Here is a 17,341-nt window from a genome sequence, read left to right as displayed (position 1 = left end):
CTAAGCTGGGATCTCACCAATTTCACTCGCCGACCTCCAGCCGGAAAGAGAATCAACCAAAATGGCACGACGCACCGACGTCATGGACACCATCGTCAGCCTCGCCAAACGCCGCGGGCTCGTCTACCCGTCGAGCGAGATCTACGGCGGACTGCGCGCGTCGTGGGACTACGGTCCACTGGGTGTCGAGCTCAAGAACAACGTCAAGCGGCAGTGGTGGCTGTCGATGGTCCAGTCGCGCGACGACGTGGTGGGCCTCGACTCCAGCGTGGTGCTGGCCCCCGAGGTGTGGCGGGCCAGCGGTCACGTCGAGACCTTCACCGACCCGCTGACCGAGTGCCTCTCCTGCCACAAGCGCTTCCGCGCCGATCACCTGATCGAGGCGTACGAGGAGAAGAACGGCAAGGAGCCCGAGGGCGGCCTGGCCGACATCACCTGCCCCAACTGCGGCAACAAGGGCACCTTCACCGAGCCCAGGCAGTTCAGCGGCCTGCTCAAGACCTACCTCGGCCCGGTCGAGGACGAGTCGGGCCTGGCCTACCTGCGCCCCGAGACCGCGCAGGGCATCTTCATCAACTACCTCAACGTGCAGCAGTCGGCGCGCAAGAAGATCCCGTTCGGCATCGGCCAGATCGGCAAGTCGTTCCGCAACGAGATCACGCCGGGCAACTTCATCTTCCGCACCCGCGAGTTCGAGCAGATGGAGATGGAGTTCTTCGTCAAGCCGGGCACGGACGAGGAGTGGCACCAGTTCTGGATCGACGAGCGCTACCGCTGGTACTCCGACCTGGGCATCAACAAGGACAACCTGCGCCTTTACGAGCACCCGAAGGAGAAGCTGTCCCACTACTCCAAGCGCACCGTCGACATCGAGTACCGCTTCAACTTCACCGGCTCCGAGTGGGGTGAGCTCGAAGGCGTCGCCAACCGCACCGACTTCGACCTGACCGCCCACTCCAAGGCGTCGGGCACCGACCTGAGCTTCTTCGAGCAGGACACGGGGGAGCGCTACGTCCCCTACGTCATCGAGCCCGCGGCCGGTGTCGACCGCGCCACGCTGACGTTCCTGCTGGACGCCTACAGCGAGGACGAGGCCCCCAACGCCAAGGGCGTCATGGAGAAGCGCACGGTCATGCGGCTCGACCACCGGCTCGCGCCGGTCAAGGCCGCGGTGCTGCCGCTCTCGCGCAACGCCGACCTGTCGCCGAAGGCCCGTGACCTGGCCGCGCAGCTGCGCCGCCGGTGGAACGTCGAGTTCGACGACGCGGGCGCCATCGGCCGCCGCTACCGGCGCCAGGACGAGATCGGCACGCCGTTCTGCATCACGGTCGACTTCGACACGCTCGAGGACCACGCGGTGACCATCCGCGAGCGCGACTCGATGGCCCAGGAGCGCATCTCCATCGACGGCGTCGAGTCCTACCTGCGCCAGCACCTGAACGATTAATTTCGTCCAGCGCTCGTCTCACGGGCCGCCCGCCGTTCTTACGGCGGGCGGCCCGTTGCGCGTTCACCACCACGGTCTTTTACGGCTGCGCACGGTGGGCCCCACCCGCCGCACCGGGCCGAGGGCCCTCCAGGGTGACGCTTCTCCGCCTCACCGCCGCGCCACCGTGACGCGCGCAAGCTTGACCGGCGGATGGGGCCTCCCTACGAATCCGGACGTGCCCTGGATTACATAGTTCGAAATTTGACCACATGTGGCCGTCTTGATTGACAAGCCCCCTGGCAGACACGGACATTGCGGGCATCCCTAGCAGCCATTCGGGGGCTGATTTCTCGGAGGCGCGATGAAGCGCGCGTTAATCATGTTCGCTGGCACTCTCCTGTTACTCGGTTCGTTCACCATCCCGCCCGCGTCGGCGGTGCCCAAGCCCGCTCCGGGCCCCGACGGCGTGTTCGTCTACACCGGCGAGCTCACCGCGGACCAGGTGGCCAAGCTCGTCGCGGCCGGTGTGGACCGCGAGGAGATGCGGATCGTCAAGCGGGCGAACGGCAAGGTCACCATCGAGGTGGTCCTCGCCGCCGCGCTGGCCGGCACGCTCGCCAAGCAGGGCGTCACCCTGAAGGCCCAGACCGCCGACAAGGCGCGGCTGGCACAGAAGGGCGACGGGGTGTTCAAGAGATACGCGGGCGCCGGCGGCATCCGCGAGGAGATCATCGCCGCGGCCGACGCCAAGCCCGGCATCGCCAAGGTCGTCAACCTCGGCAACAGCCTCAACGGCACGCCGATCACCGCGATCAAGGTGACCAAGGACGCCCGCAAGCTCGCCGACGGCAAGCGCCCGGCCATGCTGTACATGGCCGCCCAGCACGCCCGCGAGTGGATCACACCCGAGATGGTGCGGCGGCTGCTGCACCACTTCCTCGACGGCTACGGCGGCAACGCCGAGCTCACCAAGCTCGTGAACACCACCGAGCTGTGGTTCATGCCGGTGGCCAACCCCGACGGCTACGACTACACCTTCACCCCCGACAACCGGCTGTGGCGCAAGAACCTGCGGGACAACGACGGCGACGGCCAGCTCACCAGCGCCGACGGCGTCGACCTCAACCGCAACTTCGCCTACAAGTGGGGCTACGACAACGAGGGCTCGTCGAACATCCTCGCCAGCCAGACCTACCGCGGCAAGTCGGCGCAGTCGGAGCCGGAGACCGTGGCGCTGGACAACCTGACCAAGCGGGTGCACTTCACGTACCTGCTGAACTACCACTCCGCCGCCATGCTGCTGCTGTACGGGGTCGGCTGGCAGCAGGCCACGCGATCGCCCGACGACCTGATCTTCGAGGCCATGCTCGGCGACGACGCCCACCCGGCCGTACCCGGCTACGACCCCGACATCGGAGCGGAGCTCTACACCACCAACGGCGAGCTGGACGGGCACATGACCAACGTGCGGAAGGTCATGTCCATCACGCCGGAGATGTCCACCTGCGAGGACGCCGTCGAGCGGAACCCCAACGACGAGTGGACGCTCGACGACTGCGCCGGCGGGCAGGGCTTCACCTTCCCCGACAGCGAGGCGCTGATCCAGGACGAGTTCCTCAAGAACGTCCCGCTGGCGCTGGCCGCGGCCAAGACCGTGCACACGCCGGACACCCCGGTCTCCGTGGTCGGGCGCACGGTGCCCGACTTCGCGCCGGACTCCTTCAGCGTCTCGTACGGCGACCCGCAGCCGGTGGCGGTCACCGCCCGCCGGTCGCTGCTGGGCAAGGTGCTGCGCTTCCGCGTCAACGGCGGCCCGGCGCAGACCAGGCCGCTGTCGGAATGGCAGGGCGGCAAGCGGTACGGCGACGAGAACGACCTGTTCTTCGCCGAGTACCGCGGCACCGTGAGCGGCGCGAAACCGGGCGACAAGGTCGAGGTCTGGTTCCAGGGCTTCAAGCAGGGCACCGGGCTCGTCTCCAGCTCGCACTTCACCTACACCCTGGCCAAGGACTCCGCGGCCAAGGTCCTGATCGTCGCCAACGAGGACTACACCGGCTTCAACCCGGACTACCCGCCCTCCGTGACGGCGCCCAAGCACACCACGACGTACAAGAAGGCCCTCCAGGCCGCCGGGTACGCCTCCGAGACCTGGGACGTGGACGCGCAGGGCGTGCCGGACCACCTGGGCGTGCTGTCGCACTTCAAGGGCGTCGTGTGGGAGCTGGGCGACAACCGGCTGTCGATGGACCAGCAGGACCTGGTCACCGTGACCCCGCTCGGCGACCTGCCCGACGCGGACGTCAAGCGGTCGCAGCAGGACCTGACCGTCTCCATCCGCGACTACCTCAACGAAGGGGGCAAGCTCCTCTACACCGGCGAGACGGCCGCGTACTACGGCATTCTCGACACGATCGTCGGAGGCATCTACTACGGCATCGACGGCGACCCGGACGGCGACTGCGTGGTCACCACGATCCAGGGCCTGTTCGACGAGTGCCTGCTGCTGGCCGACGACTTCACCCAGTACTACATGGGCGTCGGCGGGCGCATCGCCCGCAACTCCCCGACCGGCTTCGCCGGCAAGGGCCCGCTGGCCGGGACGGGCGGCACGTTCGGCGGTCCGGCCACGGTGGACAACCCGCTGGACGAGGCGGGGGTGCTGCAGCCCATGGGCACGGACCTGCCGAGGTTCACGGGCACTCCGGCGGCCGGCTACACGCTCGGCGCGGGTGGTCCGTTCGACCCGATCGAGGGCCAGTGGTACGTCAGGGGGCCGCACGCGGACGACTCGTACATGCGGCTGACCAGGACGGTCAACCTGGCAACCGTGACGGCGGCGCAGCAGCCGAGGCTGGGCTTCCAGCTGTCCTTCGACACCGAGCCCGGCTATGACAACGTCATCGTCGAGGCCCACACGGTCGGCCAGGACAACTGGACCACGCTGCCCGACCTCAACGGCGGCACCGACAGCGCCGTGCCGTCGGAGTGCGAGGCCGGCTTCTACCTGGGCGAGCACCCGTGGCTGGGGCACTACCTGACCGGCGGCAACTCCTGCACGGCCAGCGGCACCAGCGGCTCCTGGAACCGGTTCACCGGTGACTCCGGCGGCTGGAAGCAGGTCGCCTTCGACCTGTCCGCCTACGCGGGCCGGCAGGTCGAGGTGTCGATCAGCTACGTGACCGACCCGAGCACGGGCGGCGTGGGCGTGTTCGTGGACGACACGCGGGTCACCACCACCGGCGGCACCCTCGACTCCGAGGGCTTCGAGACCGGCCTCGGCCCCTGGGCCATGCCCGGTCCGCCGGCGGGCAGCCCCACCGGCGGCGGCGACTTCGCCCGCGCGCAGGCGGACACCACGGCCGCCGTCTCCACCAAGGACACGGTGCTGCTGGGGTTCGGGCTGGAGCAGCTCGCCAACGACAACGAGCGGAACGCGACGATCAAGAAGGTGATGAAGTACCTGATCGGCTGATCTCCTCCTGACGGACGGCCACCCGGTTGCGGGTGGCCGTCCTTTTTCGCGGTGGGGACCGAAAGATCATGTAAAGACGGGGGTTACGCGGGTTTTCGCGGTCGCTTGATGACATGCGTCCTATGCGTACATCACGTTTCGCTCTTGTGCTGCTGGCCGCGGGCGCCGTGCTCATGACGGGAAGCGCCGCGTTCGCCGATCCCGATCCGTCCGCGCTGGAGCTGCGGGTGGTCGTGGACGACTGCTACCACTCGGTGGTTCAGCCATGACCGACCCCGCGCTGCTCGAACGGGCGTTGTTCGAGGTCAAGCGGGTGATCGTGGGTCAGGACCGCATGGTCGAGCGGCTGCTCGTGGCGGTGCTCGCCAAGGGCCACTGCCTGCTGGAAGGCGTGCCCGGCATCGCCAAGACGCTGGCCGCCGAGACCATGGCCACCGTGGTCGGCGGCACGTTCGCCCGCATCCAGTTCACACCCGACCTGGTGCCCGCCGACATCGTCGGGACCAGGATCTACCGGCCGTCGACCGAGACCTTCGACATCGAGCTCGGCCCGGTCATGGTCAACCTGCTGCTCGCCGACGAGATCAACCGGGCCCCCGCGAAGGTGCAGTCGGCGCTGCTGGAGATCATGGCCGAGCGGCAGGTCAGCATCGGCGGGGTCTCGCACGAGGTGCCGAGGCCGTTCCTGGTGCTGGCCACCCAGAACCCGATCGAGTCCGAGGGCGTCTACCACCTGCCCGAGGCGCAGCGGGACCGCTTCCTCATGAAGATCGACGTGGACTATCCCAGCGAGTCGGAGGAGCTGGCGATCGTCTACCGCATGAGCGTGGACCCGCCCGTCCCGCACGCCGTGCTGGACCCCGCTCAGGTCGTCGCGCTCCAGCGGCGGGCCGAGGAGGTCTTCGTGCACCACGCCGTGGCCGAGTACGCCGTCCGCCTCGTCTACGCCACCCGCGATCCCGACCGGTTCGGGGTGGAGGACGTGCGCCGGCTGCTGGCGTTCGGGGCGAGCCCCAGGGCCACGCTCGGCCTGCTGGCGGCCGGGCGGGCGCTGGCCCTGATGCGGGGGCGCGACTACGTGCTGCCGGAGGACGTGCGCGACCTGGCGCACGACGTCATGGCGCACCGGCTCGTGCTCTCCTTCGACGCGCTGGCCGACGGGGTGGCGCCCAGGCAGGTCGTGGACCGGGTGCTGGCGGCCGTCCCGCTGCCCGTCATCGCCCCCCAACAGCAGTCACAGCTGAACGAAGCCGTGGCATGAGGCCGTACCTGATGGCCGAGCCCGCGCTGCGCCGGCTCGAGCTGACGATCACCAGGAGACTGGATGGACTGCTGCAGGGGGAGCATCTGGGACTGGTCCCGGGGCCGGGGAGCGAGCCGGCGGAGACCCGGCCGTACCAGGCGGGCGACGACGTGCGGCGGATGGACTGGAACGTCACCGCCCGCACCAACGAGCCCCATGTCCGGGACCTGGTCGCCGACCGCGAGCTGGAGATCTGGGCGCTGCTCGACGCCACCGCCAGCATGGACTTCGGCACCGCGGCCATGGAGAAGCGGGAGCTGGCCGTGTCGGCGCTGGCGGCGGTCGGCTTCCTCACCCAGCGGACCGGCAACCGGATCGGCACCCACCTGCTGCACGGCGGCGGCGTCAGGACGCTGCCCGCCAGGACGGGCCGGCCGCACCTGATGGCGCTGCTGCAGGCGGCGTTCGCGCTGCCCCGCACCCCACCCGGGGTGGCCGAGCCGCTGCTGGGCGTGGCCGCCGACCAGCTCGGCCGGGTGGTACGGCGCCGCGGCCTGGTCGTGGTCGTGTCGGACTTCCTCGACGCGCCCGAGACCTGGGAGCTGCCGCTGCGCAAGCTCACCGCCAGGCACCAGGTGCTGGCCGTGGAGGTGCTCGACCCGCGCGAGCTGACGCTGCCCGACGTCGGGATCCTGACGCTGGTCGACCCGGAGACGGGGCGGCGGCGCGAGGTCGCCACGGGGAGCGCGCGGCTGCGCCGCAGGTACGCGGAGGCGGCGGCGGAGCAGCGCGATGCCGTCGCGCAGGCGCTGCGCCGGGCCGGGGCGACCCATCTGCGGTTGCGCACGGACCGGGACTGGGTGCGCGACCTGGTCCGGCACGTCATGAGGCAGCGCCGCCTGGCCGTCCTGGCGCGCCCCGCCGGGGGAGGAGGTGATGCGGCGTGACGCTGATCGCGCCCCTGTGGTTGCTGCTGCTCGTCCCCGTGGCCGCGCTGGCCCTGGCGTACGTGGTCATGGCCTTGCGGAGCAGGACCGCGTACGCCGTCAGGTTCACCAACCTCGACCTGCTCGACAAGGTCGCCCCGAGGCGGCCGGGCTGGCGCAGGCACGTTCCGGCGGCGGCGCTGCTGCTGATGTTCGCGCTGCTCGTGATCGGTTTCGCCCGGCCGACGGCCGAGGTGCGGGTGCCGAGGGAGCGGGCGACGATCATGGTGGCGTTCGACGTGTCGGCGTCCATGAGCGCCACCGATGTCCAGCCCAACCGGTTCGAGGCGGCCAAGCAGGCGGCCAGGCAGTTCGTGGCGGGCCTGCCCGAGCGGTTCAACCTGGGCCTGGTGTCGTTCTCCTCGTCGGCGTCCGTCGCCGTGCCGCCGACCACGGACCGGCAGGCGGTGCTGAGCGCGCTCGACCGGCTCAGCACCGCCTCAGGCACTGCCATCGGCGAGGCGGTCTACTCCTCGCTGGACGCCATCGCCGCGCTCGACTCGCAGGAGGAGAGGCCGCCCGCGCACATCGTGCTGCTGTCCGACGGCTCCAACACCACGGGCCGCACGGTCGGTGACGCGGCCGCGGCGGCCTCCGGGAGGGGCGTGCCGGTCACGACCATCGCGTACGGCACGGCGGACGGCACGATCGACATCTCGGGACGCGAGATCCCGGTGCCGGTGGACGCCCCGGCGCTGCGCGGGCTGGCCGAGGCGGCCGGCGGCGGCTTCTACGAGGCGGCCAGCGGCGACGAGCTGCAGGCGGTCTACGAGGACATCGGCACGTCGGTCGGCTACCGGACCGAGCGGCAGGAGGTATGGATGTGGTTCGTGGCGGCGGGGATGGCCTTCGCGCTGATCGCGGCGGTGACGTCGATGTTGTGGTTCTCGAGGCTGCCATGAGAGGTCTGGGCAGCCCGCGCGGGCCGGAGTTCGTCACCCCGACCGTCGTGGCCACCTTGCCGCAGGATCCGCCGCAGAAGGGGGCTCCACCCAAGGGACGTCTGCTGGTGGCCGCCGCGCTCGTCGCGGCGCTCACCGGGGCGGCGGCGGGTGTGGCGGGGGCGCGGCTCTCCGAAGGGTCCGAGCCGGCCCCCGCCGCCGCCCTCCCCAGGGTGGCGCCCGCGCCGTCGGCCGGCCTCAGCGGGCTGAGCGCGACGGCGGCCCGGGTGCTGCCCAGCGTGGTCTCGGTGGAGACGGGCGGCGGGGGCGGCTCGGGGTTCGTGGTGGACGGCCGCGGCCACATCCTCACCAACGCGCACGTGATCAGGGGCAGCGACCGGGCGACCGTCGTGCTGAACGACGGCCGCCGGATCAGCGCCCGCGTGATCGGCGAGGACGACGACGAGGACCTGGCCGTGCTGGAGGTGGACTATCCCCGGGAGCTCACGCCCGCCACCCTCGGCAGGTCCGGAGATCTGGCCGTCGGCGACCAGGTGCTCGCGATCGGCTCCCCGCTGGGCCTGTCGGGCACGGTCACCGCCGGCATCGTGAGCGCTCTGGACCGGGAGGTACGGTTGGGCTCGGCACGCCGTACGGCCGTGCAGACGGACGCGTCCATCAACCCCGGCAACTCGGGCGGCCCGCTGGTCAACGCCCGGGGTGAGGTCGTCGGGGTGAACACGGCGATCGCGTCCGGGCGGGGTGGCGGCAACATCGGCATCGGGTTCGCCATCCCCATCGACCGGGCGGCGCCGATCGCGGAACGAATCATCCGAAACTAGGGTGCGGGGCATGCGACTGCTTGTGGTGGAAGACGAGGAGGACCTGGTCGACGCGTTGCGCGTCGGCCTCGTCCGTGCCGGATACGCGGTGGACGTCGCCTACGACGCGCCTTCCGCGCATGAGAAGTTGCAGGTGAACTCGTACGATCTGGTCCTGCTCGACCTCAACCTGCCCGGCGGGGACGGGTTCCAGCTGTGCCGCAGCGTGCGCGCGGCCGGGCAGGGCGCGCGGATCATCATGGTGACCGCCCGCGACCGCCTGGACGACCGGGTGCGCGGGCTCGACGAGGGGGCCGACGACTACCTGGTCAAGCCGTTCGCGTTCCCCGAACTGCTGGCGCGGGTGCGGGCCCTGCTGCGCAGGGACTCCGGCGCCGGCACGTCGGTGCTGGAGGTGGGCGGGCTGCGGATCGACACCGCCAGGCTGGAGGTGTCGCTGCACGGCAGGTCGCTGGCGCTCACCCCCAAGGAGTACGGGGTGCTGCACTACCTCATGCGCCGCCCCGGATACGTGGTCTCCTCCGAGGAACTGCTGGAACACGTCTGGGACGAGCACGCCGACCCGTTCACCAGCACCGTGCGCGTCACGGTCGGCAACCTGCGCCGCAAGCTGCAGGAAGAGGGCCTGATCGAGACCGTGATCAGCCGGGGCTACCGGCTCAGGGAACCGGCGTGATCCACACCATCCGCTTCCGGCTCACGGTCCTCTACTCGGGACTGCTCTTCGTGCTGGCCGCGCTCGTGCTCGGCGGCACCTACTTCGCCGTCTCCAAGACCACCGACCAGCGCCCGATCACGACGGAGTTCGCCAAGACCTACAGCGGCACCACCTTCCTCGGCAAGCGCGAGGTGGTCTTCGTCGAGGAGGTCGAGAACGCGGTCAACGTCCGGACGATGGCCACGCTGCGCGACTATTCGCTGATCACGCTGGCCGGCCTCTACGTCGCCAGCCTGGGCATCGGCTGGGTGCTGGCGGGCCGCGTGCTGCGGCCGGTCAGGTCGATCACGCGTACGACGGAGGAGATCCAGGCCACCGACCTCAAGCGGCGCATCAAGCTGAACGGGCCGCGCGACGAGCTCAAGGACCTGGCCGACACCATCGACACCATGCTGGACCGGCTGGAGGAGGCGTTCAGGGCGCAGCGCCAGCTCATCGACGACGCCTCCCACGAGCTGCGCAGCCCGCTGACGATCATCCGGGCGAACGTGGACGCCGTGCTCGCCGCCCCCGAGGCCAGCGACGAGGAGCGGGCCAGGGCCGTGGCCATCGTGGACCGCGCCACCACCCGCATGACCAGGCTCGTCGAGGACCTGCTGGCCAGCGCCAGGCGGCAGGGCGGCGCGTTCGCCGACGCCGATCTCGACCTGGCCAGGATGGTGGGCGAGGCGTGCGAGGAGTACGCGGCCCCGGCCGCCGCCCGCGACCTGACGCTCACCCGGGAGCTGGGATCGGGCCTGGAGGCGACCGGCGACGCCGACGCGCTGCGCCGCGCCGTGGCGAACCTGCTCTCCAACGCCGTGCGCCTCTCGCCGCCCGGCGGGGCGATCCGGGTCGCGGCGGGCAGGTCCGAGGGCTGGCTGTGGGTGGCGGTTCGCGACGACGGCCCCGGGATCGAGGCGGCCGACCAGGCGCGGGTGTTCGACCGGTTCTGGCGCGGCGAGTCCAGCCGCCGCGACCGCCACACGGGCCTCGGCCTGGCCATCGTCCGCCAGATCGTGGAGTCGCACGGAGGGCGGGTGGCGGTGTTCTCGCGGCTGGGGGAGGGGGCCACGTTCGTGCTCTGGCTGCCGCCGCGGGACGGCGTCCCCGGCGCGCCGCCCGATCACAACCCTCTCTAGCCGGCGCGCCTGCGGCAGACCGCCCGGGTGACCAGGAACGCCGGCACCGGCACCACGAACACGGCCACCCGCAGCCCGAGCACGATCATCGCGTAGGTGTCGTGCGGCACGGTGAGCAGCGCGTGCGGGGCTTGGGGCGGCTGCGGGAAGCCCGGCGCGGAGTGCATCGGCGGTGCCGCCTCCGAGAACCACGTTCCCGCCCACAACACGGTGAAGAACGCGATGACCGCGATGCCCAGCGCCGTGCGCACCGGGGCCTGCGAGGGCCGGTCGAGCAGGTGGTGATGGTCGCCGTCGCCGGTGAAACGCCGCTCGAGGAACGGATAGAGCAGCAGGATCCCGAAGAAGACCGTCAGGATCAGCGGCGGGATCCAGAGCCCGGGCTGCAGGACGTACCCGCCGACCGTGATCTCCCACGGCGGGACGAGCCGCTGCGCGCCGTCCAGCACCCCGAAGTACCAGAACGGCTGCGCCGACGGGACGTAACCGCCCGCGCTGTACGCGCCGTGCTCCCACACCGGGTTGACCCGGACGAACGTGGCCAGCGCCGCGATGGCCCCCATCGTGAACAGCGCCGTCGCGCCGTTCTTGACCGCGAAGTAGGGGAAGAACGGGCCGCCGCTGACCCGGCCTTCCGCATCTGCTGGGGCCCGGCGACGCTCGGTGTGCTTCTGCCGCCAGGTCAGGATCAACGCGTGCAGCGGCACCACCGCCATCAGGATCCCCGGCACCAGCAGCACGTGGGTGACGAAGACGCGCGGCAGGACCTGCCCGGGGAACTCGCCGTCGAAGGCGAACGCCGACAGGTACGTGCCCACCACCGGGATCGACAGCAGCAGCCCCTGAGCCTGCCGCAGCCCGGCCATCGCGAGCTGGTCGCCGGGCAGCGAGACGCCCAGGAACGACTCGAACAGCACCAGCCCGAACAGCACCACCCCGAGCATCCACGTCAGCTCGCGCGGCCGCCGGAACGCGCCGGTGAAGAAGACGCGGCACAGGTGGGCCACGATCGCCAGCACGAACACCGTCGCCGACCAGTGGTGGAGCTGCCGCATCAGCAGCCCGCCCCGCACGTCCAGGCTGATCTCCGTCGCGGACGCGAAGGCCACGTCGGGGTTGGGCTTGTAGAACAGCGTGAGGAACGTGCCCGTCAGCACCAGCAGCGCGAACGAGTAGAGCGCCAGCTCGCCCAGCAGGAACGACCAGTGGCTCGGGAACAGCTTGCGCAGCTGGGGGCGGAGCCAGCGGGCGAAGGGCAGGCGATCATCGAGGTAGATCGCCGAATCGACGGCCGTTTTTGCGGTTCCCGCGATGATACGGGCGCGTCGCTTGGGCTTGGTAGGAGTGGCCATGGGGGCCTCCTGGTGGGGGTGTGATCCGATTCTGCACCCATACGCCACCTTTCTCAAGAATTGGTTTAAACCAATTGGTCTAATCCAATTTCCGACCCTCTAGAACTATAATTGGATTAGACCTTTGATGGGGCCTTGACCAGCACAAACGATGACTTATCCGAGGAGTGCAGTTTCATCATCAATTTCGCCGGTAGAGTCCGGGCAGAGGCGTTGATTGGAGCGTGTGGTGGCCAAGTACGTTTACGACTTCACCGAGGGCAACAGGAATCTCAAGGATCTTCTTGGCGGCAAGGGAGCGAACCTTGCCGAAATGACCAACCTCGGGCTCCCCGTTCCCCCCGGATTCACGATCACCACCGACGCCTGCCGTCACTACCTGGCGGCGGGCGTCGTACCGGACGGCCTCGAGCGGGAGGTCGCCGCGCACCTCGACGCGCTCGAGAAGCAGATGGGCCGGCGGCTCGGGCAGGCCGACGACCCGCTGCTGGTGAGCGTGCGCTCCGGGGCGAAGTTCTCCATGCCGGGCATGATGGAGACCGTTCTCAACATCGGGCTCAACGACGAGTCGGTGCACGGCCTGGCCAAGCAGGCGGGCGGCAACGACCGCTTCGCGTGGGACTCCTACCGGCGGCTCATCCAGATGTTCGGCAAGACGGTGCTCGGGATCGACGGCGACCTGTTCGAGCACGCGCTCGACGCGCTGAAGGGCAAGCGCCAGGACACCGACCTCGACGCGGGCGAGCTGCAGGGGCTCGTGGAGACGTTCAAGGGCATCGTCCACGAGCAGACCGGCAAGGACTTCCCCACCGACCCGCGCGAGCAGATGCGCCTGGCCGTCATGGCGGTCTTCGACTCCTGGAACGCTCCCCGGGCCATCCTCTACCGCCGCCAGGAACGCATCCCCGCCGACCTCGGCACCGCCGTGAACATCGTGGCCATGGTCTTCGGCAACGTCGGCAACGACTCCGGCACCGGCGTCGCCTTCACCCGCGACCCGGGGACCGGCAGGCAGGGCATCTACGGCGACTACCTGCAGAACGCCCAGGGCGAGGACGTGGTGGCCGGCATCCGCAACACGATCCCGCTGGAGGAGCTCGAGCGCATCGACAAGCGCTCGTACGACGAGCTGCTCGGGATCATGGAGACCCTCGAGAACCACTACCGGGACCTGTGCGACATCGAGTTCACGATCGAGCGTGGCAAGCTGTGGATGCTGCAGACGCGGGTCGGCAAGCGCACGGCGGCGGCCGCGTTCTGCATCGCCACCCAGCTCGTGGACCAGGGCCTGATCACGATCGACGAGGCCGTCACCCGCGTCACCGGCGACCAGCTGGCGCAGCTCATGTTCCCCCGCTTCGACGGCGGCGCGGACAAGAAGAGGATCGCCAAGGGCATGAACGCCTCGCCCGGCGCGGCCGTGGGCAAGGTCGTCTTCACCTCCGCGCGGGCCGTGGAGCTGTCGGAGCGGGGTGAGGACGTCATCCTCGTCCGCCGCGAGACCAACCCCGACGACCTGGCCGGCATGATCGCCGCCAAGGGCATCCTGACCAGCAGGGGCGGCAAGACCTCGCACGCCGCCGTGGTGGCCAGGGGCATGGGGAAGACGTGCGTGTGCGGGGCCGAGGAGCTGGAGGTCTCGACGCGCGAAGGCCGCTTCACCGCGCCCGGCGGGGTGGTGGTGTCGGAGGGCGACGTCATCTCGATCGATGGAACGTCCGGGGAGATCTACCTGGGCGAGGTGCCGGTCGTGGACTCGGCCGTGGTCGAGTACTTCGAGGGAGCCGAGCCGGAGGACGAGCTGGTCAAGGCCGTGGACCGGATCATGCGCCACGCGGACTCGGTCCGGCGGCTGGGCGTGCGGGCGAACGCGGACACCCCGGACGACGCGGCGCGGGCCCGCCGGTTCGGGGGGCAGGGGATCGGGCTGTGCCGGACGGAGCACATGTTCCTGGGCGAGCGCAGGCAGCTCGTGGAGGACCTGGTCCTGGCGTCGACGGACGAGGCCCGCCAGACGGCCCTGGACGCGCTGGAGCCGCTCCAGAAGGCCGACTTCACCGAGATATTTCGGGCTATGGACGGAAATCCCGTCACAATTCGGTTGATCGACCCGCCGCTCCACGAGTTCCTTCCCGACATCGTGGATCTGTCGGTCAAGGTCGCCACGGACGAGGCCACGGACAAGGACCGCAAGCTCCTGGCGGCGGTGAAGCGCCTCCACGAGCAGAACCCGATGCTCGGCCTCCGCGGCGTCCGCCTCGGACTGGTGATCCCGGGCCTGTTCGCCATGCAGGTGAGGGCCATCGCCCAGGCGGCCAAGGAGGTGCCGGGCGCGCGGCCGGAGATCATGATCCCGCTGGTGGCGGCCGTACAGGAGCTGGAGTCGGTACGCGAGGAGGCGGCGAAGATCCTCGCGGAGAGCGGCGTGGAGGCCCTGATCGGCACCATGATCGAAGTCCCCAGGGCGGCCCTGACCGCGGCCCAGATCGCGGAGGCGGCGGAGTTCTTCTCCTTCGGCACCAACGACCTGACCCAGATGGCCTGGGGCTTCTCGCGGGACGACGTGGAGTCGGCGTTCTTCTCCCGCTACCTCGACCTGGGCATCTTCGGCGTATCCCCGTTCGAGACCCTGGACCGGGAGGGCGTCGGACGCCTGATCAAGATCGCGGTCGAGGAGGGCCGCTCGACCCGCCCGGACCTGCACCTGGGCATCTGCGGCGAACACGGCGGCGACCCCGACTCCGTCCACTTCTGCCACGACGTGGGCCTGGACTACGTCTCCTGCTCCCCGTTCCGCATCCCGATAGCCCGCCTGGAAGCCGGCCGCGCCGCCCTGACCGACTCAGACTCCGACACCCGCTAACCTCCACCCGCCGGCACCCACCCGCGTGACCTGGTTGCCGGGTGGACCCGCTCGCCGGCACCCCACCCGTTGCGTGGTCACCGGGTGGGCCCGCTGGACCGCTCGCTTCGCTCGCCAGCACCCGCCCGTTGCGTGGTCACCGGGTGGCCCTGCTGGATCCCGCCCCGAGCGGTCCTCGCTGACGCTCGGGCGTGCCGATGGGGGCTCGAGGCTTCGCCCCGAGCCCCGGGGGCGAGAGCCACGTTTCACAAGGATGTGTCGTGGGCCGCGCAGCGATCGACCAAGGAGCAGTTGGCCATTTCGCGAGCACGCTATGCCATGGATGTCACCAGGAAGTCCTGAGCGTCACGCCGGCGGCCGGGTGAGTTTGGCGGCCACGGCGTCGAGGACCCAGTCCAGGCCGGTCGCGAAGGACACCTCGGCGTCCACCTCCGTGCCGTCGTGCACGGCCTTGGACAGCGCCGGGAAGCGGCCCGTGGCCAGCATCCTCCTCACATGCGGGCCGGAGGCGCGCTGCCAGTCGCGCTTGGACAGGCCCGTGGCGCGCTCGGCCCGCAGGTTCGCGATCTCGCGCCTGAGCGCGCCGGTGAAGTAGGCGCTGACGGTCTCCACGGCGCGCATGACGGTGTCGAGGTCGGCGAGGCCGTCGAGGGCGGCCAGCGTGGCCTCGGTCACGGCGAGGGCGTTCGGGCCCAGGGTCGGACGGCCGCCGAGCAGGTCGGCCAGCCATTCGTGGCGGAGGGTGGCCTGCCTGGTGAGGTGGGCGCGGATGCGCAGCACCTCCCGCCAGTCGCCGGGCTGCTCCTTGGGGAGGATCTCGGCGTAGACCTCGTCCACCATGAGGTCGAACAGCTCCTCTTTGGTGGAGATGTATCCGTACAGCCGCATCGGGCCGACGTCCAGCCGGGCGGCTACCTTGCGCAACGACACCGCCTCCAGCCCGCCCTCGTCGGCCAGCGCGACGGCGGCGGCAACGATCCGCTCCCGGTCGAGCGGCGCGGGGCGAGTCGGCGGCTCCGGCCGGTCCCACACAGTCATGGGTTACATCGTACTGTTGCGATACACCGTAAAAGATAAATACAGTATATCGCCATGAGACACCGTATCGCTGTGATTGGGGGCGGCCCTGCCGGCCTTACCTTCGCCCGCGTCCTGCACCGCCACGATCACCCCGTCACCGTCCTCGAACGCGATCCCGCCCCCGACGCCCGTCCCCCGGGCGGCATGCTGGACCTGCACGAAGGGCTGGGCCAGCTTGCGATGAGCAAGGCGGGGCTGCTGGCGGAGTTCCAGGCGCTGTCCCGTCCCGAGGGGCAGGCCATGCGCATCCTGGACACGGACGGGACCGTCCTCCGCGACTGGCAACCCCGTCCGGGGGACCTGGCCAATCCCGAGATCGACCGCGGGCAACTCCGTGACCTGCTGCTCGGCTCCCTGGACGTTCAGTGGGGGCGGGGCGTGACCGAGGTGGTGCCGGAGACCCGGGATGGCGTGCTGGTCCATTTCGCGGACGGGCGGCAGGAGACGTTCGACCTCGTGGTCGGCGCGGACGGCGCCTGGTCCCGGGTCCGCCCGGCAGTCTCGTCCGCGACGCCGCACTACACCGGCATCACCTCGGTCGAGACCTCCCTGGACGACGTCGACACCCGCCACCCCGACCTCGCCCGGCTGGTCGGCGACGGTTCCATGGCTGTGTACGGCGTGAACCGCTCCCTCGTCGCCCAGCGCAACAGCGGCGGCCACGTCAAGGTGTACGCCCGGTTCCGCGCGCCGCTGGACTGGCACACGAACGTGGACCGGCATATGGGCCTGGACGCAGGCCTGGACCTGGCTGACGTCGAGGCCGTGCGATCAAGCCTGCTGGCCATGTTCGACGGCTGGGCCGCTCCCGTCCTCGGCCTCCTCCGCCACGGCACCGCTTTCGTCCACCGCCCCCTCTACGTCCTGCCCGTGTCCCACACCTGGGCCCACGTCCCCGGGGTGACGCTCCTGGGCGACGCCGCCCACCTGATGCCCCCATTGGGGGCAGGCGCGAACCTCGCGATGCTGGAAGGCGCCGAACTCGCCGAGTCCGTCGTCGCCGCCCCCGGCCCTGGCGATCTGGACGAGGCCGTCCGCGCCTTCGAGGAACAGATGTGGGCACGGGCCGGCAGGTGGGCGGAGATCACGACGGCCGGTCTGGAACGCCTCGTGAGCCCGGACCCCGCCGAAGCCCTCGCCGTCTTCGACGAAGTCCAGCCATCCTGACCGCCGAGCGCGAGGGGCTACCGGCTGATCGTCGTCGCCGAGGTGGTCCTGATCGCCGGCGGCCTTGAAGTGTCACGGCTGCCGCATGTGCCCGGACAGGCCAACGTCGTGTGAATCGCCTTCGTGGTCGGTGTGACCGGTGGCCTGGCCTCTGTCATGCTGCCGTGCCCGCACGGCATCCAGCCCG

General features: G+C 70.3%; 13 protein-coding genes. 11 read left to right on the top strand and 2 right to left on the bottom strand.

The window, feature by feature from the left end; all coding sequences use genetic code 11:
- Nucleotides 1-61: 61 nt before the first annotated feature.
- From AB0J87_RS20610 to AB0J87_RS20570, 9 genes are all read left to right on the top strand, one after another.
- Complete coding sequence (locus tag AB0J87_RS20610) at nucleotides 62-1,447, top strand: glycine--tRNA ligase (RefSeq protein ID WP_350725101.1); 1,386 nt, start codon at nucleotides 62-64, stop codon at nucleotides 1,445-1,447.
- Nucleotides 1,448-1,790: 343 nt separating this feature from the next.
- Nucleotides 1,791-4,901: a M14 family zinc carboxypeptidase gene (locus AB0J87_RS20605; protein ID WP_363967319.1), complete on the top strand. Its 3,111-nt coding sequence runs from the start codon at nucleotides 1,791-1,793 to the stop codon at nucleotides 4,899-4,901.
- A gap of 122 nt (nucleotides 4,902-5,023) precedes the next feature.
- Entirely contained in the window at nucleotides 5,024-5,170 is a 147-nt protein-coding gene (locus AB0J87_RS20600) for a hypothetical protein (protein ID WP_350725105.1), read from the top strand.
- The gene (locus AB0J87_RS20595) at nucleotides 5,167-6,162 is read left to right on the top strand and encodes a MoxR family ATPase (protein WP_363967317.1); all 996 of its coding nucleotides are present in this window, start codon (nucleotides 5,167-5,169) and stop codon (nucleotides 6,160-6,162) included. Before AB0J87_RS20600 ends, AB0J87_RS20595 begins: the two co-directional genes overlap by 4 nt.
- Nucleotides 6,159-7,091, top strand: coding sequence for a DUF58 domain-containing protein (locus tag AB0J87_RS20590; RefSeq protein WP_363967315.1), 933 nt, complete (start codon nucleotides 6,159-6,161; stop codon nucleotides 7,089-7,091). The genes AB0J87_RS20595 and AB0J87_RS20590 overlap by 4 nt, the downstream gene beginning before the upstream one ends.
- Complete coding sequence (locus AB0J87_RS20585; protein WP_363967313.1) at nucleotides 7,088-8,032, top strand: VWA domain-containing protein; 945 nt, start codon at nucleotides 7,088-7,090, stop codon at nucleotides 8,030-8,032. The genes AB0J87_RS20590 and AB0J87_RS20585 overlap by 4 nt, the downstream gene beginning before the upstream one ends.
- A complete protein-coding gene (locus AB0J87_RS20580; RefSeq protein ID WP_363967311.1) occupies nucleotides 8,029-8,853 on the top strand; it encodes a trypsin-like peptidase domain-containing protein in 825 nt (274 codons plus the stop codon). Before AB0J87_RS20585 ends, AB0J87_RS20580 begins: the two co-directional genes overlap by 4 nt.
- Before the next feature lie 10 nt (nucleotides 8,854-8,863).
- A complete protein-coding gene (locus AB0J87_RS20575; protein ID WP_363967309.1) occupies nucleotides 8,864-9,529 on the top strand; it encodes a response regulator transcription factor in 666 nt (221 codons plus the stop codon).
- Nucleotides 9,526-10,692 (top strand): HAMP domain-containing sensor histidine kinase, encoded by a 1,167-nt coding sequence (locus tag AB0J87_RS20570; RefSeq protein WP_363967308.1) that lies wholly within the window; start codon nucleotides 9,526-9,528, stop codon nucleotides 10,690-10,692. Before AB0J87_RS20575 ends, AB0J87_RS20570 begins: the two co-directional genes overlap by 4 nt.
- On the opposite strand, the gene AB0J87_RS20565 is transcribed toward AB0J87_RS20570, so the two are convergent.
- The gene (locus AB0J87_RS20565) at nucleotides 10,689-12,044 is read right to left on the bottom strand and encodes a cytochrome bc complex cytochrome b subunit (RefSeq protein ID WP_363967306.1); all 1,356 of its coding nucleotides are present in this window, start codon (nucleotides 12,042-12,044) and stop codon (nucleotides 10,689-10,691) included. The genes AB0J87_RS20570 and AB0J87_RS20565 overlap by 4 nt on opposite strands.
- A 229-nt stretch (nucleotides 12,045-12,273) precedes the next feature.
- On the opposite strand from AB0J87_RS20565, the gene ppdK reads away from it, so the two are divergent.
- Nucleotides 12,274-14,907, top strand: a complete 2,634-nt coding sequence (gene ppdK / locus AB0J87_RS20560; protein ID WP_363967305.1) for a pyruvate, phosphate dikinase — start codon at nucleotides 12,274-12,276, stop codon at nucleotides 14,905-14,907.
- A 345-nt stretch (nucleotides 14,908-15,252) separates the two neighbouring features.
- Here the strand turns inward: ppdK and AB0J87_RS20555 are convergent, their stop codons facing one another.
- Nucleotides 15,253-15,945 carry a TetR/AcrR family transcriptional regulator C-terminal domain-containing protein gene (locus AB0J87_RS20555; RefSeq protein ID WP_363967303.1) on the bottom strand — a complete coding sequence of 231 codons (693 nt, stop codon included), beginning with the start codon at nucleotides 15,943-15,945 and terminating at the stop codon, nucleotides 15,253-15,255.
- 54 nt (nucleotides 15,946-15,999) lie between these two features.
- Between AB0J87_RS20555 and AB0J87_RS20550 the strand changes: the two genes are divergently transcribed.
- Nucleotides 16,000-17,154, top strand: coding sequence for an NAD(P)/FAD-dependent oxidoreductase (locus AB0J87_RS20550; RefSeq protein WP_363967302.1), 1,155 nt, complete (start codon nucleotides 16,000-16,002; stop codon nucleotides 17,152-17,154).
- Nucleotides 17,155-17,341 lie beyond the last annotated feature (187 nt).

The sequence above is a fragment of the Nonomuraea sp. NPDC049625 genome, from assembly GCF_040675285.1.
GTDB classification, from domain to species: Bacteria; Actinomycetota; Actinomycetes; order Streptosporangiales; family Streptosporangiaceae; genus Nonomuraea; species Nonomuraea angiospora_A.
Note: the sequence above shows the minus strand (reverse complement) of the source record. Positions and strands in the feature narration are given on the sequence as shown.

Bases quoted from the DNA above. Each gene is read 5' to 3' on its own strand.
- AB0J87_RS20610 (WP_350725101.1), top strand. From the start codon at position 62: ATGGCACGACGCACCGACGTCATGGACACCATCGTCAGCCTCGCCAAA.
- AB0J87_RS20605 (WP_363967319.1), top strand. From the start codon at position 1,791: ATGAAGCGCGCGTTAATCATGTTCGCTGGCACTCTCCTGTTACTCGGT.
- AB0J87_RS20600 (WP_350725105.1), top strand. From the start codon at position 5,024: ATGCGTACATCACGTTTCGCTCTTGTGCTGCTGGCCGCGGGCGCCGTG.
- AB0J87_RS20595 (WP_363967317.1), top strand. From the start codon at position 5,167: ATGACCGACCCCGCGCTGCTCGAACGGGCGTTGTTCGAGGTCAAGCGG.
- AB0J87_RS20590 (WP_363967315.1), top strand. From the start codon at position 6,159: ATGAGGCCGTACCTGATGGCCGAGCCCGCGCTGCGCCGGCTCGAGCTG.
- AB0J87_RS20580 (WP_363967311.1), top strand. From the start codon at position 8,029: ATGAGAGGTCTGGGCAGCCCGCGCGGGCCGGAGTTCGTCACCCCGACC.
- AB0J87_RS20575 (WP_363967309.1), top strand. From the start codon at position 8,864: ATGCGACTGCTTGTGGTGGAAGACGAGGAGGACCTGGTCGACGCGTTG.
- AB0J87_RS20565 (WP_363967306.1), bottom strand. From the start codon at position 12,044: ATGGCCACTCCTACCAAGCCCAAGCGACGCGCCCGTATCATCGCGGGA.
- AB0J87_RS20555 (WP_363967303.1), bottom strand. From the start codon at position 15,945: ATGACTGTGTGGGACCGGCCGGAGCCGCCGACTCGCCCCGCGCCGCTC.
- AB0J87_RS20550 (WP_363967302.1), top strand. From the start codon at position 16,000: ATGAGACACCGTATCGCTGTGATTGGGGGCGGCCCTGCCGGCCTTACC.